This is a genomic window from Thermostichus lividus PCC 6715 (assembly GCF_002754935.1).
In the GTDB taxonomy this organism is placed as follows: Bacteria; Cyanobacteriota; Cyanobacteriia; order Thermosynechococcales; family Thermosynechococcaceae; genus Thermosynechococcus; species Thermosynechococcus lividus.
Map to the genome: position 1 here is coordinate 2248038 of NZ_CP018092.1, position 21786 is coordinate 2269823.

Here is a 21786-nt window from a genome sequence, read left to right on the forward strand (position 1 = left end):
GATTACTGTACCTTGGGTTTCTACCAAGGACTACCAATGGTCGTAAACGCCGCCCAAAAGTACGGATGCGAGAGTTGGCGTGTCCCATTAGTAGCTAACCCTTCCGGCAGGGGAATGGCTAGCTCCCCCCGCACACCGGTACTCCGCAGACTATTACCTTCGATCACAACTGCCCCTTTGATCATGGCAATTTGAGCTTGGCGCAAGGCTTCTGCCTTAATGGGTGCCGAACCCAAGTGCTTATAAAACTCCGTCATCAAAGCGAGGGTGCCCTCATCACTGACGTACCACAGACTGGCCACGGAGGTTTTTACCCCCGCTTGCAGTGCCAACCCTGCAAACCCTAGCTCGGCCTCGCGGCTCCCCACCGCTGTGCGACAAGCACTGAGGGTCATTAGCTCTGTAGGTGGCCGGAACAAGCGTAACTGCCGTAGCTGGGCGATCGAAAGCTGACTATCCCAAAACTGGATGTAGGAATTGTCGGGTTTACCCGGATTAAACTCAGCGTGGGTGGCCAGATGCAAAATTGGAAATTGACTACGGCGACGCTGCGTCTCTAGATTTAGAACTGTAAACTGTTCGTTAAGGAATTCGGTACCCCGTCCCACCAGTTGGGTAACGGTGCGTAACTCGATGGGAACCGCCGGTAGTGGACTTTGCTTTTGAAATTCAGACGCTCCCATCGCCAGAATTTGCGCATTTTGTAGCGGCTGATAGCGGGTATCCACAAGGTTAATGCTGGGAATTAGACCCAGATTGTAGCGCTCCACTAAGAACTGGCCATTGGGTCCCATAGGTACATCCGTCACCGTAGAAGACACTAAGTTAGAGCCAGTGTGCAGCGCGGCGATCGGCAGTCCTCGCAACCCCTGATCCATCGCAAAGACAAGCGTAGTAATCCCCCGAGCTTGCAGTTCAGGATCTACACTGCCCAAAATCCACTGGTACAGTTGCTGCGCAAAGGGCAAATAGGAGTCTGTATTCGTTTTAGCCGGATCCCGCACCTCTCGGTTAAAGGCAGAAATCACCCGCTGGAGTTCCTCCTGAGAGACACGCACCGCCTGATAAATGGGTTCCCCCGTCGGTGTCACAATAAAAATATCCAGTTGGCCGGGTCGCCAAAAAACATACGTGAGGGCGGGAGTTTGTCCGGTTTCTGCCGCCATTCGAGCTAGCAATGCTTGAATTTGAGCAATATCAAGATTTTGTAGCCCCTCCTGACCAGGGGTGTTAAACAGTTCACCAAAATACTCACTGAACTCAAAAGTATAAAGCTGCTCCAAAAGCTTAACCGCCGTTGCATAATCGCCTTGATCAAAGGCATTGGCAATTTGCTGGCGAATAATGTCAACCCCCGGAAAATAGAGCACTTGGGCAACTGTTTCCGGAAATTCCGGATTTTGCACTTCCTCGCCAAAGAAAATTTTGCCTAGATCTTCATCGATTTCAGATTGGGACGGTGGCGCGGGAGGCTCTGACGGTGGTGCGGGAGGCTCTGACGGTGGTGCGGGAGGCTCTGACGGTGGCGCGGGAGCAGAGACCCGGTACAGGAATCCTGAGCCGCCAAACAAGGGAGCACCTGGGTAGGTTGTATCAAACTGCTCGGCACCCGTAAGGCCGCCTTTCACATCAAGACTGGGATCTGTGGAATAGACCAACCAGCGCCCATTGGGGTTCGTAAAGACCGTTGAGCCAAAATTATTAATAAAATTGTTGCCAGCCACGAGCACAATGGCATCTCCAGAGCCAAAGGCGGTAATCGGTGCATTCAGAACAATGTTACCCGTCAAGGTTTGCAGAAAAATAGTGCGACCTGTAATCCCTGTAGGATTGACGGTACCAACGGTGAGGGTGCCGTTGTTCACCAACTGAAAGTCACTGGAACTGTTTAACTGAGCAGCAACTGTGCCGATTTGGTTACTGGGGTTTAGGAGGGTGACGCTGCCATTTTGTAGGGTTGCCCCTAAACTCCCCACTTGCAGCGGAGCCGTTTGGGTAAGGTTGCCAGTGGCTAAATTTACAATGAAAGGGTTACCGTTCGTGCTCAAGCCAGTTGTCAGGCCATTGACCCCATTATTAAAGCTAGTGATAGCAAGCCCCCCTTGGTTGCTGAGGGTGACCCCGCCATTAACATTGCCCGATAGTGCTTGCAGTTGGTTATTGGGGTTGCTGAGGGTGACGTTGCCTTGGCCGAGCAGTTGTAGGGTGTTGGCAGCAATGGCATGACTGCCTTGGCTGACACCGCCGCCACTGTTGAGGGTTAGGTTGCGCCCATTCAGAGTTGTGACCCCAGAGCCATTAAACTGAATCCCAGCGGAACCAGCACCGGGAGTTTGCAAGGCAAGGTTATAGCTCAAACTCAAGGGACGCACATCCATTAGGCCAGTACCACTGGGATGACCAATGGTCACGAGGGAAAACCCACCACTAATGCGATCCAGCAGTGTCTGATCGATCAATAAGCTGCCCGTTGCACCATTTCCCACGCCAACTGTGGTACTGGCAAGCACGGGTTGAAAGACTAAACGACCGCTGCCATTAGAGGCGATGAATATATTAGCTGGATTGTCAGCCCACAAAGAGGTACTACCTAACGCCGCAAAGGTTAAGGTTCCATTCTCTACTTGAAAGCGAGCAACACCATCGTCATAGGAATTAATTTCAATGCCAGTTCCAGATTCGCTACTGCGGCCATCAATTAAAAGGTTTCCAGAGCCACCAGCCTGAATAATGGTTGTAGAGGGTAGCCCAGAAGAAATTTCAACTCCAGTTCCATCTGGCTTAGCGATTCCCAGAATCTGAACATTGCCAGTGCTACTGCTAATTAGCATCGTTCCATCAAATTCACTGGAAATTGACACCCCTCGGTTCAAAAAGAAATCATTTCCAGTTCCAGAGCGCCCCTCTAGTAAAATATTTCCCGATGCGTTTGTAATGGAGGAATCAGTGATCTCAATCCCTTGACTCAATCCTTCTGGGATGGGATCGCCACCCGTACCGAATATTTCAATATTGCCACTGCCTGTTGTTGTCACTATGGCATCCGTCATCTCAATACCACGGCTACTCCATCCACCATCAGAGCCCTGACCAGTCAGGGTAATATGACCACCCCCAGCATTTAAGGTTGAATCGGAAATCAAAACACCGGTGCTACTACCAGTACCAGTGATGTTAATGTTCCCTCCTTGTGATAAAAGACTGGAGAGTTGGATCAGAACCGCCGCCGAACCACCTCCAGTACCATTAATAGTAATGCTCCCCCCGTTTGAATCAAGTATCGAGTTGCCGATATTAATTCCACTACTGTTACTTGAAAGTAAAATGTTGGCGGATCCTGATGTTGCTTGAATACTGGCGTTGCTAAGTCCAATCAACGTTTCCGCTTTCAAAGTAATTGAACCGACTCCTGAGCCAGTGTAGTTAATTGATGACGATGGAGCGACAAAAATAGATCCTGTTTGGGACTGAAGAGTAATATTGCCACCTGCCGATAGATTTCCTGTCAGCGAGTTAATGGTAACACTATTTGTATTTACAAAAGAGATGGCTCCACCAACCGTTCCAGCTAGTTCAGACACATCATTGGCTGCAGTTAAGTTAAAGGTTCCATTGCCAGAGAGCCTTAAAATATCTGCAGTGATTGTGCCGCTACTACTTTGACTGATGAGGCCATTTCCTTGCAAACTAACAGTTGTTGTGTTGCCAGACGAAGCTTCTAGGTTAATTGGGGCATTGAGGGTAATATTGTTGCCAGAATTAAAGCGAAGCGTAACAGAGGAGCCTGAGAACGCATCTATAGGTGCATCGACCGTAATATTGCTGCCAGTGATTTCAACATTTGTACCCCCAGAGAGCCGACTTTCAATTGTTTGATTGCCGACCGTTGCATTGGCAATGGGGGTAAAAATATCAGGATCGCCACCAGAATAACCACCATTATTAACGACATTACTATCAACGATGGTGACATCAAAGGGATCAAGCAGCCATGTTCCAGCTTTGCCATTGATAGCGCTGGCATCCACAACGCCAAAGGCATTCAGGACGTTGCGCCCGGAGGTTTCTACAAAGCCACCATCGCCTCGGAGTTGGCCACCACGCGCCGTAATGGTGCCATAGAACTGGGTGGCATTATCGGCCCAGGCAATGATGGTACCGCCATTGCCATCGCTGAGGGCATCCGCTGCAATGATGCTGCCACGGTTAATAAAAAGGTTTTGAGCATTGAAGCTGCTATCAAGGCGATGGGTGCCTGTTGTGCCCCCTAGATAGTCGCCGCCGATCAGAATTGTGCCACCACCAAACTGGCCGGAGGCATTGAGGTTGGCATTCAGGAGAGCGGTGTTTTGCCCCGTGACGGTGATTTGCCCACCGATGCCGTTGGGGTTGGTAACGGATACATTACCCCCCACCACGGCGGTGCTGCTGCCCATTGGCACCTTGGCAGGGTCGTGCACGAGACTAATGGTGCCATCAGGGTGCTGGATGACGCTGTTGACGGTGGGATAGGTGCCACCGCCGGTGAGTAGATTGGGTAGATCTATGGCGGTAATGATGCCGTCTGCGGGGAGTCGCTCTTGAGGAATTTCGAGGCTGAGGAGCATCCCCTCTTGTGAGACCCGCACCATGCCACTTTCGGGAACGGCAATGAGGTGAATCGTCCCGGCAGGGGCAACAAGGCTACCGGTGTTAATGACGTGGTGCGCCATTAAACTCAGGGTTTGGCCACTGCCGACGGCCAGATGACCTTCGTTGATGATGATGCCTTTGTTGAGGAATTCAAAGCCAGTGGGGTTGCTGTTGAGTTGACTGTAAGTGTTATTACCGTTGAGATCAAACACACCACCATCGAAATGCACCCGCTGCGCTGTGCTGGCATGAAAGGCAGCGGGCAGGTTGAGGCGGGCATTGGCGCCAAAGACGATTCCGGCAGGGTTGAGCAAGTACAGGTTGCTGTTGCCACCGCTAATTTGCAGAAGGCCGTTGATGTAACTGGCATTGCCGCCATTGACTCCGGCCAGAATATTGCGAATTTGAGGATTCGAGAGGAAGTTAGCGGTTTGGCCACTGCCAACGTTAAAGTCCCGAAAGATGTGAAAGAGGTTTCTGCCGTTGCCGGATAGGGTGCCACCCCCAATATCAAATTGTTGACCGGTTTGGGTGACGGTGGTGCCGGTAGCATTGGGGGCAGGGGTGATTTGACCGGCTACTGTGCTTGTGAACATCCCCCAGCACAGCACGGTCAGCGGGAGCGATCGCCATGTCCAGTTCATAAATAGCCTCTACTTAGATGTGGCTTGGCATGTTTACCGAAAACGCCGTAAAGCCCCTGCCTTCAGGCATGGGGATATAAGGCGCATGTTGTGTTATCGAAAATTTTAGGCCTAAAAACTCGTCTTTTAGAGTGGTTTTAGATTAAACTAAAACCAGAGGTAAGGGTAATCAACCTCTCTAAAAACCCAATAGCCTAACGGCTAGAAAACAACCTAAGTTTTTTTGGTTGGTTTAACAGTACCTTTGGGCAAAAGGGAACTGCCCCGCAAGGGGGAACGCTTGGGGAGATAAGCACCGCTGTCGTAGCAGGACAACCTGATGCGATAGGTGCTGTCGCAGAACCAAGAACAAGAATCCCCTGCCTTTAGGCATGGGGAGTATGTCAAAGATGGCGAAATACTAATCTCCAATAGTTTCGGTTGATCACCGGAACAGGGCACAGCGTTACCCTTGCTAAAGGTGGCGCGTAAGTATGTGCGCAAATATCCAAAGGTAGGGAGACTGCTTGAAACTGCACTGCTACAGTAGGCATGGCACAAACACAATTAGGTATTGTTGTTCAAGGCTCGTTGAGTCAAGGCTTAGAGGTTCGCCTCAGTGGCGATGTGGCTGTTGAAGAACTGCGGGTAGGGCAATTTCTGGTTGTGCAAGGCCGCCGCAATCGTTTTTTTTTGCCTCCTTACGGATGTGGTTCTCGACACGGCTAATCCGCGTATCTTGCTAAATCCACCGGCGTTGGACGATACGTTTTTGCAAGAGGTGTTGGCGGGGACGGGTACCTTTGCCACTCTCAGTCTGGCGCCGATGCTGATGATTGGCGAGGCGGGCAGTGATTTACTTCCGGTGAAAACCATTCCCGGTCATTTTAGCCCGGTTTATGAAGCGAGTGATCAGGACTTTCGTGCGGTCTTTGGCTGGGAGGGGGATCCACAGCGGCGCAATTTTGCCATTGGTTATCCCCTTGAGATGCAGGTGCCCATTTGCTTGGATTTGGATCGCTTTGTCGAGCGCAGTAATGGCGTTTTTGGTAAGTCGGGTACCGGAAAATCCTTTTTGACTCGCCTGCTCCTGTCGGGCATTATCCGCAAGCAGGCGGCGGTAAACCTCATTTTTGATATGCACTCGGAGTATGGCTGGGAAGCAACCTGCGAAGGCAAGCACTTTAGCACTGTCAAGGGTCTGCGGCAACTATTTCCTCACTGTGTGAAAATTTATACCTTAGACCCAGAGTCCACCCAGCGGCGGGGGGTGCGAGATGCCCAAGAGCTTTATATTGGTTTTGACCAAATTGAAGTCGAGGACCTTGCCCTTGTCCAAGCGGAGCTGAATCTGTCGGAAGCAAGTCTTGAAAATGCGATCATCCTGCGCAATGAATTTGGCAGAAGCTGGATTAGCCGTCTGCTGGGGATGACAAACCAAGAGATTCAAGAGTTTTGTGAAACCAAGATGGGCAGCAAAGCCTCGATTATGGCCTTGCAGCGTAAGCTCACGCGGCTGGAGCAACTGAAGTACCTACGCAATAGTTGTGCAAAGAACTATATTGGTCAAATTCTTGATACCCTTGCTGCTGGGCAGCATGTGGTTATTGAGTTTGGCTCTCAAGCCAATATGCTCTCCTATATGTTGGCGACCAATATTATTGCGCGGCGAATTCACCATGCCTATGTGCAACAGTCCGAGGTCTTTTTGCAAACGAAAAACCCCAGCGATCGCCCCCATCAATTGGTGATTACCATTGAAGAAGCCCATCGCTTTTTAGACCCTGCCACAGTAAAGCAAACCATTTTTGGCACCATTGCCCGCGAAATGCGCAAGTACTTTGTCACCTTGCTCGTGGTGGATCAGCGCCCCTCTGGCATTGACAGTGAGATTATGTCCCAGATTGGCACCCGCATTACTGCTCTGCTTAACGATGAAAAGGATATTGAAGCTATTTTTACGGGGGTGGCAGGTTCTCAGCAATTGCGCTCTGTTTTAGCTAAACTCGACTCAAAGCAGCAGGCACTGGTGTTGGGTCATGCCGTGCCCATGCCAGTGGTGATCCAAACCCGTAGTTATGATGAAACCTTTTATGAAGAGATGGCGGATATTCCTTGGCCAGAGTTACCCACACCGTTATTGTTAGAGGCGGCTCAAGCTGCTAAAGCTGACTTAGGTCTTTAATTGACTCTTGGGGAGGTTGAGCACACTGTACCTAGTGGCTCAGCGTCGAGAGAAACGGTTACGGTAAGATACAAAAAGTATGAGATGGCAGCAGTGGTGCATACCTCCTCTAGGTGCGGTAGTCGCTGGTTCAGTGGCGATCGCCTTTGTGCGGCAACCCATGCCGATTGTAGCGGTGAGTTCTGCTGGTGCGTTGGTCGGCAGTTGGCTGAGCGATCGCCAACGAACTCACGCCTCCGATTCAGCTATGCATACCTTTGAGATGGCCTTAGCCGCTGTTGAGCGCAAACTAGCTGATGTAGAAACTAAACTGGATCGTCTGCCTGCTTCTAGTGCAACCCGTCGCACAGCAATCTTTTATGATATTGAAAACCTGATTAAGGGCTACAACATTAGAACTTCTGATGTTGCCAAAATTTCTCTGAAGTCTATCCAAGAGCGCATTACTGAAGTCTATCCCATTGAGCGGGTACTGTTGCAGCGAGCCTATGCCAACTGGAGCGATACCCGCTTAGGCCCCCTACGACGGGAAATGCACCAACTGGGAATTGAGCCCGTACAAGTCTTTGGATTTTCTTACGAAAATCGTAAAAATGCCGCTGATATTCAGTTGGCCATTGATGTGACCGATGCAATCTTCCAAGATCCGCAGCTAGACACCTTTGTGATTGTCTCTGGCGACGGCGGGTTTGGTTCCCTTGCTAAAAAACTGCGGCAGTACGGCAAAACCGTGATTGGCTGTGCCTACGAAGATGCGGCGGGCAAAAGCTTCCAAGCGATTTGTGATGTCTTTGTTCACATTCCAGACCCTACCCTAGCACGGCAGTCCGAACCGCCGTTGGCTGCACCTCCTGCGATTGCTAGTCCCCCTGTTCTCAAGGCGCTGCCTGCGGATCCAGATAATCAACGGCTTTGTCAGGCTCTCAGGGGCAGCGCTACCTGTCAAGCAGAAGGGGCGATCGCCAAAACCCGTGAAGTGCTTGAGTGGTACCGTCGCGATCCTCACTGTGCTGCTATGCTGCGGCAAGAGGGGCTAGCAATCAGTAAAGTTCAAGAAGCGGTGCAGGCGCTGCTACCCCAGTTTCATATCCTGCAACTGGGGATGGTTAAATTTTCGGAGTATCTGCGTTACGTTTGCAAAAATACGGTGTTTTGTGTGTTTCATCTCCAGGGCAGCCCTAACCAACTGAAGCTAGGATTGCGCGAGTCTTTGCCCCCAGGGGCGATCGCCGTAGCCAACTTTGAGAAACGTCCGCTCCATAGCTTGGCCACCTATCGGGCACTATTGGCACAACAACGATGTACCTTAGCCCTCCCCGCTACCTTTGCCGAGGTCTTGCCATGGTTGCTTCAGCACCGTGATGTGGCGGCTCAGTTACCAGAGCTTGCTGCCCTATTCCTCAAAACTACATCAACACAGCTAACACCAAGCCACGTTGAAACGGCCTTAGTTAATTGTCAAGAGGCGGGTATTCTGGTGCCGGCGCCAGAAGGGGGCGATCGCTACTTTGTAGCTGCATCGATTACCGATGAAGCTCAGTGCCAAGCGTCCTTACGACAGTGGATTGGTCAACTGCTTCAGCCTCATCTGCACCCCTTGCAAGAGCACCCAAAGCCAGAACTATTAGAGGAACTCTTGCCGTTTAAGTCCCCGAAGCCGCCATCAGTGTCTAGCCAGCGTGAGAGCTAGATGAGTCAGCCCCTCCCCCCGTGGTTGACTTGGTTAGAGACCTGCGACAGTACGAATACGTGGGCATTGCGCCATGCCAATAGTCTCTATCACGGCCAAGTTATTTATACCCGCAATCAAACCCACGGTCGCGGCCAGTATGGACGACAGTGGCGCTCAGGAGGTTTTACTGCCTCCTTTGTGGTGACCGCCTCTCCAGCGATCGTTGCCCCCAGCTTGGTGGCGGGGTTAGCAGTCGTGCAGGCGGTTGAATCTGTGGTGCCCTCGTTGCGGCAGCAGCTACAACTCAAGTGGCCTAACGATGTTATGGCCCAGGGGAAAAAATTAGCGGGTCTTCTGTGTGAGCACCATCAAGGATGGCTAGTGGTCGGGGTTGGTCTTAACCTCAGCAAAGATGAGCTGCCGCAAGCCATTAGTTTGCAAACCCTAGTGGCCGAAGCAACCGCAGTACCGACGGAACTAGACTTGTTAATGGCCATTCGCGAGGAACTGTTATGGTGTTGGGAGAGTTCCATCGACTGGTTGAGCGCCGTGAGTCAGCGGGACTTTTTGCGGGGTCGCGCCATTAAAGTTACAGAGGTCACACAACAACAGAAGATAGCCCCCGCTCTGTGGCAAGGAGAAGGCGCTGGCATCAATACCAAGGGTCATCTACAGTTGCGGTTGGCCGGTGGTGAGGTCGTTACGGTTGCCAGTGGTCATATAATTTACGAGTAATTTACGAGGCGTTGTGGCATGATTAGGAAAACGGTCAGAGCTACCTAGTCTTGGTATTAAGCTTTAACCTTGTAGCTCTCGGGCTTCGCGATCGGAATCATGCAGTTGAGCGCAGCACATTTGACGACATGACGCGAGTTGAGGGAGAAAACACGCGATTTCGACACTATCTTGCTTGGTTGCATCGGAAGACATTGTGCTAGTCCAAGTCCCTAGACATGCTGAAGCACCCAATTCGATTGCTACGTCAGTCCCTCAAATTCCGTGATGTGCCCATCTTACAGGAAATCATGTTCCTATTCAGCAACGCCGCAAAGGCTATATAGGAGGTGCTTCACTGGGGTCTGTTAACACTGCTGCTTCAGCCCGAGTTGACGCATCGGGTTGCTCCGCCTGCCAGCAATCGAGAATGTCCTTAAGAACAATTTCACTAAACCATATCTGGCCAACAATGACTAAGGGCAAGGCCAAAAGTAAGCCTAGAAAACCAAAGAAAATGGCAAAGACAATTTGTGAGACTAGGGTCACAGCAGGGAGTAAATCCACCTGTTTTGCCATGACGAGGGGCACAAGAAGGTACTGTTCTAGTTGCTGAATGACAATGTAGGCCGCCAGTACAGCAGCGGCTCGCCATGGCTCGTCAATAAAGGCGATGATCATTGGTGGAATCACACTTAAGGCTGGGCCAATATTAGGGATTGCCTCAAGCAGTCCGGCTAAGAAGGCGTTCGCTAAGACTAAGCGCACCCCTAGCAGGGCTAGTACTAGACCACTAACTACGCCAATCACAAGCATATTTAGGCCTGTTCCTGCTAGCCATGCCAGCAATGCCTGCTCGCTTTGGGTGAGAATTGCATTAATGCGAGAGCGGTAAAACGCGGGAAAGAGGCGTACAAAGCCGTTGCGATAGGGCTGGGGATTGATCACCAGCATCACCGTTAGCACAAGAACCAAAAGGGTATTCAACAACACCGCTAAGGTATTGGAAAAAAGGGCAAAGAAGTTATTAAAAATGCGGTCTAGAAACGGCTCCAGTTGAGTGACAAGGCGGTTTAACAAGGGAGTATCATCCAACCCCGTATTCGGTAGCATATGATTCATGTCGTCGAGCCATTGCTCTACCCGTCCCAAGCCCTTGGGAATGAGCACGCCTAACTGCTGTGCTTCTTGGAGAAAGGGGGGAATGATAATTAGAAAGAAGCCAGCAATGAGGAAAAAACTGAGGCTAATACTGATGGCGATCGCCCGACCTCTGCGGAACCCTAAGCGTTGCAAATGCAGTTGGAACCAGTTGAGGGCAGTTGCTAGTACCACCGCCAAAAAAACCAACAATAGTACTTGGCGGATCTCCCAGAGGATGTATAGGCATACCCCCAAGACCAGTAAGCCAATCCATTGGCCGAATGTCACAGTTTTGCTTCCTAACGGGGTCAACTGCTAATCATAATCTAGACCAATCTACTCTAAAGACGATGCAGCTTAGAGGCGCATCGCTCACGGCAAGATTTGCCAGCTACCGGATGGGGTAGTTCATCCATACTCTGCCTCAATAATCCGCCAGCGAATGGATACAACCCCTGGCTCAAGGCTCAGGCGACTGACGATTTGCTCTAGTCGTTCGTCGTTCCGCTCTTGAGTGGTGAGCTCGGCCTGTACCTGAACATAGTCTGGTTTATCTTCCAAATCTTCGCTAAACAGCGATCGCAGCGTGAGTTTAGTATTACCGATGGATTGCAAAAATAACGCACGGATCAAGGCTTCGCTCTGGCTATGGCAGATCACATCGCAGCGATAGCACAGTTCTAACTCTGTGCCCTTGAGGGGTTGTTGGTTAATCCGATAGCCTAGGGGACGCAATACTAAGTTAGCGGCCAAGACGGCGATCGCCCCTAACGTTGCCTGATAGAGCAAACCAGCTCCACTCAGTGATCCCACTGCCGCTGCGCACCACAGCGTTGCCGCTGTGTTTAGCCCCCGCACAGACAGTCCTTCCCGTAGGATGACACCACCGCCCAAAAAACCAATCCCCGAAACAACTTGCGCTGCCACCCGAGTGGGGCTGGCATCTCCGGGCGTGAGTGCCGAGAGCATCACAAAGAGAGCCGCCCCCGTCGCTACAAGGGTATTGGTGCGCAACCCTGCCATGCGTTGTCGCCATTGCCGCTCTAGACCTAGAGCTGCCCCTAGGCAGAACGCCACGACAAGACGCACGATAAAATCAGTAGTTGTCATGGATCAAGCCGATATGCCAAGGAACAGGCTGACAAGATAAAAGTACAACAGTAACCCCGTAAAGTCCTTGATGGTTGTGATAAAAATTGCCACAGCCACAACGGCTTCCAGCACCTCCTCAAAAAGCTATGGAATGGCCTGAGATTGACCAGCCAAGATACGACAATCCAAGGGAACGTACTTATCGCAGAGGATAGTGCGCATGATTCATCTCCGTATTGCAGTGAACCTGCTGCTGATCTGAGCGATCGCCCCGTGAATACCGCTCCATCTATGGCAGGGGTCTTCGTTAGCAGGAATGGATTCTTGAGAAGCAACACTTTGGTTACTACTAGAATCCATACGTGGTTTCTCCTAAGGTCTAAAATGGCAGTAGTTGGCGTTAACCCCCTTAATGCCATGGCATAGTATAAATACTGTTGCCAACGTTGTCAATGTTATTTGCGCTACATTGAGTGCAGTAACCGGAACCCGTGAGTCAAAGGCAACATGGATATTGGTGAAAGTATTCGCATGGCGATCGCCACCCTCAAGGCCAACCGCCTGCGCAGTGGTCTAACCATGCTGGGCATTATGATTGGCAATGCTGCGGTCATTGCGATGGTGGGGGTGGGGCAAGGAGCACAGCGGTATGCAGCAGGACAGTTTGAGTCCCTCGGCCCAAATACGCTATTTATTGTGCCGGGAACCCCCCAAGCCCGTAACCGTACCTTTGAAGTGCCGCAAACCCTTGTGCTAGAGGATGCCAAGGCGATCGCCACGCAAATTCCCACCGTGGCTGAAGTCGCTCCCCAAATTCAAGTGCAACAGCGCATCACCTATCGTGGGCGCAATACGAACGCCCTGATTGTGGGCACCACCCCCACCTTTCCCTCGGTACGCAACTTTACTGTTGAGCGGGGACGGTTTATTTCCGACCAAGATTTGGAGCGGCATCGGCGGGTGGTGATTTTGGGATCCGACCTAGCCAAAAAGCTATTTATTAACGAAAACCCTATTGGACAACAGGTTCGCATTAAAAATCTGTCCTTTGAAGTCATCGGGGTAATGGCAGAAAAGGGAGCCTTTCTTGGGAATAACCAAGATGAAGCCGCCTACATTCCTATTACGACGATGGCCTCACGGATTGTTGGCCAGCGATCGCCCTATGGTATTTCCTTAACCTTTATTTCTGTATCGGCGCGGGATGAGCAAAGTATTGATGCCGCAAAGTTCCAGATTACTAACCTGCTGCGCCTGCGGCACCAAATTGTGGATGAGGATGACTTTACCATCCAAACCCAAAAAGAAGCCCTGCAAATCATTGGGAACATTAGCAATGCCCTCACCCTGATGCTGGCGGCGATCGCCGGCATTTCTCTGCTGGTGGGCGGGATTGGCATTATGAACATCATGCTGGTTTCAGTGACAGAACGCACCCAAGAAATTGGCCTCCGTAAAGCCATTGGTGCCACACAGCGGGATATTCTGGCACAGTTTATGATTGAGGCCATTATCCTCTCGGCTCTAGGGGGCTTACTGGGAACCGGGCTAGGGGTGGGTGGTGTGCTCTTGGTGGCTGCCCTCACACCCCTAGAGGCAGGTGTTGCCCCCGTCGCTGTTGTCTTAGCCGTTGGCGTCTCCGGCAGTATCGGTCTATTTTTTGGGGTCGTTCCCGCCCAACGCGCCGCCCAGCTTGACCCCATTGTGGCCTTACGAAGTGCCTAGGCTCTCTATTAGAAGCCGCAAAGGAGCCGATGGTTCAGCGTAGCTAGTGTCTTGGCATAGTATTTGAGATCATCGCACTGCCTAACCTACTGCGGTAGTACCTTGCGGCTCTGAGGTCAGCATTGTCATCACGAACTTGAGAATTTTAGCCACACTCTCGTCAATACTTTCCAGATGGGTGCAGCATTCAACATCTGGATGGAGGGGGGGTTCGTAGGGATCATCAATTCCCGTAAAGTTGCGAATTTCCCCAGCCCGCGCCCGTTTGTATAGCCCTTTCACATCCCGCTGTTCACACACCATCAGGGGGGCGTTGACAAACACTTCCACAAAGCGACCAATTTTAGCCCGCACCTCCTCCCGTACCTCGCGGTAAGGGGAAATGGCCGAGACAATGACAATCACCCCATGCCGGGTGAGCAGTTCAGCCACAAAGCCAATCCGGCGAATATTTTCATCTCGGTCCTCTTTAGAAAATCCCAGCCCCTTGGTCAAGTGTTGACGGATAATATCGCCATCCAACATCTCGACAGGATAGCCTGCTTCGCAAAGATGTTTGAAAACGTAGTGGGCAAGGGTTGTCTTACCCGCCCCAGAGAGACCGGTGAACCACACCGTTAAACCTTGGCGTTGTGTCATAGGTTAGGTACAAAGTGAGATTTGAGCTATTCTACGCCAAAATATCCAGCGCAATTCTCTTAGAGCTAGGCGTGGGCTGACTCAGCACTGCCGGCAGTTGTAGCAGATGTCGCTGTTCTTGGAAAATTTGCTCAATGGGTAGCATCTCCCCTGTGGTGGTCATAAAGCGATGATCGGGGGTGGCACGGATCGTCGAGCCATTGGCGAGGGTATATTCTACAATTGGCCGGAACCCCTGAAAATGCCACTGGGCAATGGGCTGAGTATAGAGGTGACCATGGGGATCAAGGCTATAGACATGGCACTGTAAACGCTCAGTTACTAGCTGCTCAATGGGTAATGCCCCATACTCAACCGTCATCACTGCTGTGTCGCCACTGAGGCAGTACTCGGCAAAGTCCAGCATCTGCTTAAAAAGTTCCTGCGCCACGGCACTGGGCACACCATTTTTAGCGGCGCCTTCAATAAAAAGGGCTTGGTGCTTTTCCATTTCTTCTTTTTTCTTTTTGCCCATGGCGCGCCGCAGTAGATCCGCTTGGCCGAGGGAGTAGCCCGCAAGGTCTTGTGCCATCCGCATGATCTGCTCTTGATAGCAAAGAACCCCATAGGTTTCCTTGAGAATGGGCTGGAGGAGTTCGTGCTGGTAGGCGATCGGCTCACGGCCATGCTTACGGTTAATAAACTTAGGAATCAAGCCAGCATCCAACGGTCCCGGACGATAGAGCGCCAAGACCGAAGAAATGTCCTCAAGGTTGGAGGGTTTGAGATCCCGCACAATCTGGCGCATTCCTGAGGATTCAAGCTGAAAGATCCCTTCTAACTTGCCCTCGGCCAAAATTTGGTAGGTTTTAGGATCATCCAAGGGTAAGGCATCCACATCAAGGGACTGACCACGGTTTTGCTGCACCAGATCGCAGGTTTTTTGAATCATGGTCAAGTTCCTCAGCCCAAGGAAATCCATCTTGAGGAGGCCAAGGGACTCTAAATCTTCCATGAAGTATTGGGTAATGACTGCCCCATCATTGTTCCGTTGCAGAGGCACAATTTGATCTAATGGCTCGGAGGCAATGACCACGCCAGCGGCATGCACCCCATAGGTTTTGTTGGTACCCTCAATCCGCATGGCCATGTCCACCCAGCGGCGCACGTCAGGATCGCTGTCGTACTTTTCTTTGAATTCTGGCGAAGGGGTGTCATCGGAAATCATCACCGCGAGTTTGGTGGGTTTGCCACGGACAATGGGAATGAGCTTGGCCATCTGATCGGCTTGGCCGTAGGGAATATCTAACACTCGGGCAACGTCTTTGAGGACGGCTTTTGAGGTCATGCGGTTAAAGGTAATAATTTGGGCGACGCGATCGCTGCCATACTTTTGGGTCACGTACTGGATAACTTCTTCGCGGCGTTCAATGCAAAAATCAGTGTCAATATCCGGCATGGATTTGCGTTCGGGGTTAAGAAACCGCTCAAACAGCAAGCCGTGGTGGACAGGGTCAATATTGGTAATGCGCAGGGCGTAGGCAACCAAGGAGCCGGCGGCGGAGCCTCGCCCAGGGCCGACGGGAATGCCGTTATCCCGAGCGTACTTGATATAGTCCCAAACAACTAAAAAGTAGGTGGAAAAGCCCATCTGCTGAAGCATTTTCAGCTCGTACTCCAGCCGCTGCCGATAGGTGGGGTCAAGGGCATCCCGCTGTTGAACTTGGAACCGTGCCATCAGACCTTGCCAAGCGACTTGCTCGAGGTAGGTATCGGCCGTATGGCCTGAAGGAACGGGAAAGTCTGGGCTTTGGGGTTCACGGAAAATATTGTAGGACTCGACCTTGTCAGCAACCTTGAGGGTATTGGCTAGGGCGGTTTGGATCACGTCCTCTGGCAGGTGATCGCGAAACAGCCGTGCCATTTCCGCCGACGATTTTAGGTACTCTGTGCCGCTGTAGCGCAAGCGCTTCTCATCGGTGAGGAGCTTGCCGGTTTGAATGCACAGAAGGGCATCGTGGGCTTCGACATCGTAGCAGGAGATAAAGTGGGAATCGTTGGTGGCAATAATCTCGATGCCAAGTTCCTGCCCGATGCGCACCAGTTCAACGTTGACAATGCGATCTTCTTGGGAGCCATGGTCTTGAATTTCAAGGTAAAAGTCATTGCCAAAAGTTGCTTGGTACCAGCGGGCAACGCTGCGGGCAACCTCCGGCTTCCCTTGGAGGATCGCTTGGGGGATTTCACCCCCAAGGCAGGCACTGGTGACAATTAAGCCCTCCCGATACTGAGCCAATAGCTCTTTGTTAATACAGGGGCGGGCAAAAATGCCCTTGCCCTGAAACCCTTGTAAGTGGGAAATGCTAGTGAGCTTACATAGATTGTGATAACCCTGTTTATTTTTGGCTAAGACCACTTGGTGATAGCGGGGGTTGCGCTCCTGCTTGGTAATGTCGCCATTGATGACGTACATTTCATTGCCGATAATTGGCTTGAGGGGCTTGCCCCGGCAGAGTTTGAGTAACTCTACTGCGCCGTACATCACCCCATGATCCGTCAGGGCGATCGCTGGCATCCCCAGTTCTATTGCCCGTGCCACTAAGTCTGGAAGCTGACTGGCACCATCGAGGAGGCTGTAATCACTATGAATATGCAGGCCGACAAAGGACATGGGCAATGGGGATAACGCAACAGAGGTCTTTTAGGATAGCTTTGGCAAACTATTGAGGTAGGCGTTAAAGTCTGCGGTAGCATCGCGAAACCCTTCTTGGGCAAGGGGAACGCTGTTGAGATCAGCCGCTTGATCAATTTTTAGGAAGTCTTCTGTTAGGGCGCGGGTGAGGGCTGTGGGGGTAGGTTGATCTTTGGCGAGGAGATTGCGGTTCAGGGCGCGCATATCCATGAGCATTTCTCCGAGGCTGCCGCGCATAATATTGCCCGCTTCTTGCCAGTCTGCTTTAGCAATGCTTGCTTCGAGGTCGGCGAACCGCTCCGCATTTTTCTCAATGTCACTGAGGTAGTCGTTAATACGGGTGATCTGTAGGTCGCTGTAGGTGGGGGGCACAGTAGTGGTGGCACTAGGGCCGCCGCACCCCACTAGCACGACCGCTACGAGGGTGAGAATTAGTGAGATCAAGGAGGTTCGATTGAGGCGCACCATAAAACCTAGGCTTCCATAGCAATTAAAAATACGCCTCTATTTTGCCATGGTTCTTAGGGCTGGCGATCGCCCTCGCCAGAGGTTACGACGGCCAAACCTATCTCGCAGCATAAATTAACACTCCCTAGGTTGATTTTTTATAAGTAGGGAATTATCATGCACTCAAAACTTTACTCTGAAATCTCCTAAAATCAGAAACACTACCCTAAGTCAATCGCAATAGTCCTCATTGCTTACTGCCTAGGGGCTTAATGGTGAACCTCAACAATTACCTACAGCGACTTGCATCGGAGTAAAGTTAAGGGGTATGGGGAATTTCGTCCCTAATGCCAATTGTGCCTACGTTATTAATGGTTTGCTGTTCACTAACCTAGCCGACCTATTGTTTAAGAACTGATTTGGGGGGCAATCTAAGGACAGTCTTGCACGCGGATCACAAAGGTTCAGGCAATGAAACTCGAAGACATCTATACGTTTTTTCGGCAGCCGCCACCGATTTACCTGAGTAAGGAAGTTGCAGTTTGCTACGTTCTCTATACCCTTGTTGAGAAGGGGGATTCCTACGGCACCGCCCTGATTCAAGCCATTGAAAACGAGTATCCCTTCTATCGGTTGTCCGATACGGTGCTCTACAGTGCCCTGAAATTTCTAGAGGATGAGGGGATTATTGATGGTTACTGGAAAAAGGTCGAAGGTCGCGGGCGGCCACGGCGAATGTACCACATTGTCAGCGAGAAGGTGCCGCAGGCGCGAGAGCTGTCGGAACTGTGGCTACGCTACTTACAGGAGCACCCCCGCAATCCTGATTAGCCCCACCTGCGGTGCTACCCCAACTGGCGAAGGCGATCGCGCACCCTCTGTATATCCTGCCATGTCAACCACTTGGGGCTGCCGGGTTCCCGGGAATTATTGCGCAATAGGTAAGCCGGATGAAAGATCGGCATACACCAACGGCCTTGCCACTCTAGCCACTGACCACGGATTTTTGTAATTGCTTGCGGGTCTTGCAATAACCCCCGCACGGCTGTTGCTCCCGCCAAAAGAATAATTTTCGGATCCACCAAGCGAATTTGCTCTAGCAGGTAGGGTAAACAGGCGGCAATCTCAGCCGGTTCAGGCACCCGATTCCCGGGCGGGCGGCACTTCACAATATTGCAAATGTAGGCATCTTCCTCACTGTCTAAGTTAACCGAGGCAAGAATTTTATCCAAGAGTTGCCCCGCTTTCCCCACAAAGGGGCGGCCACTTTCATCCTCTGCTTGGCCGGGGCCTTCACCAATAATCATCAGTTTTGCCTTTGGATTACCTCGGCTCACCACCACATGGGTGCGGGTTGCCCCTAAAGCACAGCGCCGGCAGGTTTGGCAGTGGCTGTTTAAGGCGGCCAGATCAGCGTAGGTGCCCGCAGGAATCGCCACGTCAGCCCGCTGGGGAATTTGGGCATAGGTATCGGCATCCAACGGCGGGCTGCTCACGGCTTCAGCCCTAGGGAACGGATCAAATAAGCTGAACTGCACAGGCTCGGTCATGGTTCCAGTTACTTCCTGAGAATAATGTTAAAAAATCTTCATCAAACTTAGGAAAAACTTAGGGTGAACTGGGGCGCTTTTATGGCGATCGCCCCAAATTTAATTTATCTGAATAAAGTATTTTACAAATTAATAACTATTCCGAAACAGACTTCCCACCGCATTGTATAAGAAATACCTGAAGGGTTTAACAGCACCGTTGTTGCGTACCTCACTGAATTTCACGAGCGTTCAGCACTCAGCGGTCAGAACCGTTCCGGCGTACCTTGCTTTAGGGCTTGAGGCCGCCGTTACCCTAACTCTGCACACGAAGTCCTGACTTCTTTAATTAAGGAGAATTGATCCATGCTAGATGCATTTGCCAAAGTTGTCGCTCAGGCCGATGCCCGGGGTGAATTTCTCACCAGTGCCCAATTCGATGCCCTGTCCAACTTGGTGAAAGAAGGCAACAAGCGGCTGGATACCGTCAACCGGATCACCAGCAACGCCTCGACCATTGTTGCCAACGCAGCTCGTGCACTTTTTGCAGAGCAACCCCAACTGATTCAACCCGGTGGGAATGCTTACACCAACCGTCGTATGGCTGCTTGCCTGCGCGACATGGAAATCATCTTGCGCTATGTCACCTACGCTATTTTGGCTGGGGACTCCAGTGTGCTGGATGATCGTTGCTTAAATGGTCTGCGGGAAACCTACCAAGCCTTGGGTACCCCCGGTTCTTCCGTAGCTGTTGCTATCCAGAAAATGAAAGAGGCCGCCATTGCGATCGCCAACGATCCCAACGGGATTACTCCCGGCGATTGCAGCGCCCTGATGTCGGAAGTGGCTGGCTACTTTGATCGTGCCGCTGCTGCCGTTGCCTAGGCCACAATTGCAAACCGTATCTTTGACCGTTTTGAAACGAAAACTCTAGGGAGACATCTTATCCATGAAAACACCGATTACTGAAGCCATTGCTGCAGCCGATACTCAAGGCCGTTTCTTGAGCAATACTGAACTGCAAGCGGCTGATGGTCGCTTCAAGCGTGCCGTTGCCAGCATGGAAGCAGCTCGTGCTCTCACCAACAATGCGCAAAGCCTGATCGATGGTGCTGCCCAAGCGGTGTATCAAAAATTCCCCTACACCACCACCATGCAAGGCTCTCAGTATGCATCGACCCCCGAAGGCAAAGCCAAGTGTGCTCGGGACATCGGCTACTATCTGCGGATGGTGACCTACTGTCTTGTCGCCGGTGGTACCGGCCCAATGGATGAGTACCTGATTGCTGGTTTGGCAGAAATCAACAGCACCTTTGATCTGTCCCCCAGCTGGTACGTGGAAGCCCTGAAGTACATCAAAGCTAACCATGGGTTGAGCGGCCAGGCAGCGGTGGAAGCCAACGCCTACATCGACTACGCCATTAACGCCCTCAGCTAATTGGCGTAAGCCCTTGTCGCCCGGTGAGGTAAGCAGATGTCGGCATTTGGCTGACCCTTTGTTTACAACGCCGGGCTTGTTTGTACCCCTTGATGTTTCAGGAGTTTTGTACCGTGGCTATTACTGCTGCTGCTTCGCGCTTAGGTACCTCCGCCTTCAGTAACGCCCCGCGGGTGGAGCTACGCCCCAACTGGAGCGAGGAAGATGTGGAAACGGTGATCCGCGCCGTTTACCGTCAGGTCTTAGGCAATGACTATGTAATGGAGTCGGAACGCTTGGTAAGTGCCGAGTCGTTGTTGCGCAATGGCAAAATTAGCGTGCGCGAATTTGTGCGGGCGGTTGCCAAGTCGGAGCTATACAAAGAGAAATTTTTCTACGGCAGTTTTCAGACCCGCGTTATTGAGTTGAACTACAAGCATCTGTTGGGTCGCCCCCCCTACAACGAGACTGAGGTGATTTTTCACTTAGACCTCTATGAAAATGAAGGGTTTGATGCCGACATTGACTCCTACATTGATTCTCAGGAATACACCGATGCCTTTGGCGACTCAGTGGTTCCCTACTATCGGGATTTTGAATTTCATCCCGGACAAGTCAGTGTTTCCTTTGGGCGGATGTTTCGCCTCTATCGCGGCTATGCCAGCAGCGATCGCTCCCAAGTGGAAGGAACCATGTCTCGGTTAGCGCGGGACTTGGCCACCAATGCCCCGACTACCGTGATCCCCCCTTCGGGCAGTGATACTGCCTTTGCGTATTATGCTGCCAGTGCCGATGTGCCACCACGTGCTTGCTTGGGTGGTTCCTTTGGTCAGAGTGGCCGCGTCTATCGCATTGAAGTCTCTGGTATTCGTCAGCCCGGTTATCCGGGGGTGCGTCGCAGCAGCACTGCTTTCTTGGTGCCCTACGAACAACTGTCGAGCAAAATGCAGCAGTTACAACGTACGGGTGCACGCATTGTCAGTGTGAAGCCTGCCTAGGGGCAGTTTGTTGTTGAGTCACGTTTGAGATTGGAGTCAGTTGCTATGTTTGGTCAAACCGCTGCTGGTAGTGCTGCCAACAGTCCTTCCGGTGCCCGTGTCTTCCGTTATGAGGTCGTGGGGTTACGACAGAATGATGAAACCGATAAAATGGGCTTTCCGATCCGTCGGAGTGGCAGTACCTTCATTACTGTGCCCTACAGCCGCATGAACGAAGAGATGCAGCGCATTGCCCGTATGGGGGGCAAAATTGTCTCCATTACGCCTATTGCCGCCTCCTAACGTTTGGGGTTCTATGG

General features: G+C 51.6%; 15 protein-coding genes and 2 pseudogenes. 10 read left to right on the plus strand and 7 right to left on the minus strand.

What is annotated here, in order from left to right; translation table 11 throughout:
• Positions 1-20 precede the first annotated feature (20 nt).
• The gene (locus tag BRW62_RS10940) at positions 21-5276 is read right to left on the minus strand and encodes a CHAT domain-containing protein (protein ID WP_099799450.1); all 5256 of its coding nucleotides are present in this window, start codon (positions 5274-5276) and stop codon (positions 21-23) included.
• Between the two features lie 531 nt (positions 5277-5807).
• Between BRW62_RS10940 and BRW62_RS10950 the strand changes: the two are divergent.
• From BRW62_RS10950 to BRW62_RS10965, 4 genes and pseudogenes are all read left to right on the plus strand, one after another.
• A pseudogene (locus BRW62_RS10950) lies at positions 5808-7440 on the plus strand (helicase HerA domain-containing protein).
• A gap of 79 nt (positions 7441-7519) precedes the next feature.
• Complete coding sequence (locus tag BRW62_RS10955) at positions 7520-9130, plus strand: NYN domain-containing protein (protein ID WP_099799451.1); 1611 nt, start codon at positions 7520-7522, stop codon at positions 9128-9130.
• On the plus strand, positions 9131-9847 hold the full coding sequence (locus tag BRW62_RS10960; protein WP_099799452.1) for a biotin--[acetyl-CoA-carboxylase] ligase: 717 nt from the start codon (positions 9131-9133) through the stop codon (positions 9845-9847).
• 128 nt (positions 9848-9975) lie between these two features.
• Positions 9976-10173, plus strand: a pseudogene (locus tag BRW62_RS10965) (hypothetical protein); the annotation flags it as partial.
• Here BRW62_RS10965 and BRW62_RS10970 read toward each other — a convergent pair.
• Entirely contained in the window at positions 10166-11257 is a 1092-nt protein-coding gene (locus BRW62_RS10970; protein WP_099799453.1) for an AI-2E family transporter, read from the minus strand. The pseudogene BRW62_RS10965 and the gene BRW62_RS10970 overlap by 8 nt on opposite strands.
• Positions 11258-11377: 120 nt before the next feature.
• Complete coding sequence (locus BRW62_RS10975) at positions 11378-12079, minus strand: MgtC/SapB family protein (RefSeq protein WP_099799454.1); 702 nt, start codon at positions 12077-12079, stop codon at positions 11378-11380.
• 489 nt (positions 12080-12568) lie between these two features.
• Between BRW62_RS10975 and BRW62_RS10980 the strand changes: the two genes are divergently transcribed.
• Positions 12569-13786 (plus strand): ABC transporter permease, encoded by a 1218-nt coding sequence (locus tag BRW62_RS10980; protein WP_099799455.1) that lies wholly within the window; start codon positions 12569-12571, stop codon positions 13784-13786.
• 81 nt (positions 13787-13867) lie between these two features.
• Here the strand turns inward: BRW62_RS10980 and cysC are convergent, their stop codons facing one another.
• Genes cysC through psbQ form a run of 3 tightly spaced genes read right to left on the minus strand, consistent with a single transcriptional unit; the run spans position 13868 to position 17564 of the window.
• Positions 13868-14425 (minus strand): adenylyl-sulfate kinase, encoded by a 558-nt coding sequence (cysC, locus tag BRW62_RS10985; RefSeq protein WP_099799456.1) that lies wholly within the window; start codon positions 14423-14425, stop codon positions 13868-13870.
• 31 nt (positions 14426-14456) lie between these two features.
• Complete coding sequence (locus tag BRW62_RS10990; RefSeq protein WP_099799457.1) at positions 14457-17075, minus strand: DNA polymerase III subunit alpha; 2619 nt, start codon at positions 17073-17075, stop codon at positions 14457-14459.
• Positions 17076-17105: 30 nt separating this feature from the next.
• Positions 17106-17564 (minus strand): photosystem II protein PsbQ, encoded by a 459-nt coding sequence (gene psbQ, locus BRW62_RS10995; protein WP_099799458.1) that lies wholly within the window; start codon positions 17562-17564, stop codon positions 17106-17108.
• A gap of 450 nt (positions 17565-18014) precedes the next feature.
• Here psbQ and BRW62_RS11000 point away from each other — a divergent pair, with 450 nt between their 5' ends.
• Positions 18015-18374 carry a PadR family transcriptional regulator gene (locus BRW62_RS11000; protein ID WP_099799459.1) on the plus strand — a complete coding sequence of 120 codons (360 nt, stop codon included), beginning with the start codon at positions 18015-18017 and terminating at the stop codon, positions 18372-18374.
• Between the two features lie 14 nt (positions 18375-18388).
• On the opposite strand, the gene BRW62_RS11005 is transcribed toward BRW62_RS11000, so the two are convergent.
• A complete protein-coding gene (locus BRW62_RS11005) occupies positions 18389-19093 on the minus strand; it encodes a uracil-DNA glycosylase (RefSeq protein ID WP_099799460.1) in 705 nt (234 codons plus the stop codon).
• 345 nt (positions 19094-19438) lie between these two features.
• Between BRW62_RS11005 and BRW62_RS11010 the strand changes: the two genes are divergently transcribed.
• From BRW62_RS11010 to BRW62_RS11025, 4 genes are all read left to right on the plus strand, one after another.
• Positions 19439-19957 (plus strand): phycocyanin subunit beta, encoded by a 519-nt coding sequence (locus BRW62_RS11010; protein WP_099799461.1) that lies wholly within the window; start codon positions 19439-19441, stop codon positions 19955-19957.
• A 64-nt stretch (positions 19958-20021) separates the two neighbouring features.
• Positions 20022-20510 (plus strand): phycocyanin subunit alpha, encoded by a 489-nt coding sequence (gene cpcA / locus BRW62_RS11015; RefSeq protein WP_099799462.1) that lies wholly within the window; start codon positions 20022-20024, stop codon positions 20508-20510.
• Positions 20511-20623: 113 nt separating this feature from the next.
• Positions 20624-21487 carry a phycobilisome linker polypeptide gene (locus BRW62_RS11020; protein WP_099799936.1) on the plus strand — a complete coding sequence of 288 codons (864 nt, stop codon included), beginning with the start codon at positions 20624-20626 and terminating at the stop codon, positions 21485-21487.
• Between the two features lie 45 nt (positions 21488-21532).
• A complete protein-coding gene (locus tag BRW62_RS11025) occupies positions 21533-21769 on the plus strand; it encodes a phycobilisome linker polypeptide (RefSeq protein ID WP_099799463.1) in 237 nt (78 codons plus the stop codon).
• The last annotated feature ends 17 nt before the right edge of the window (positions 21770-21786 follow it).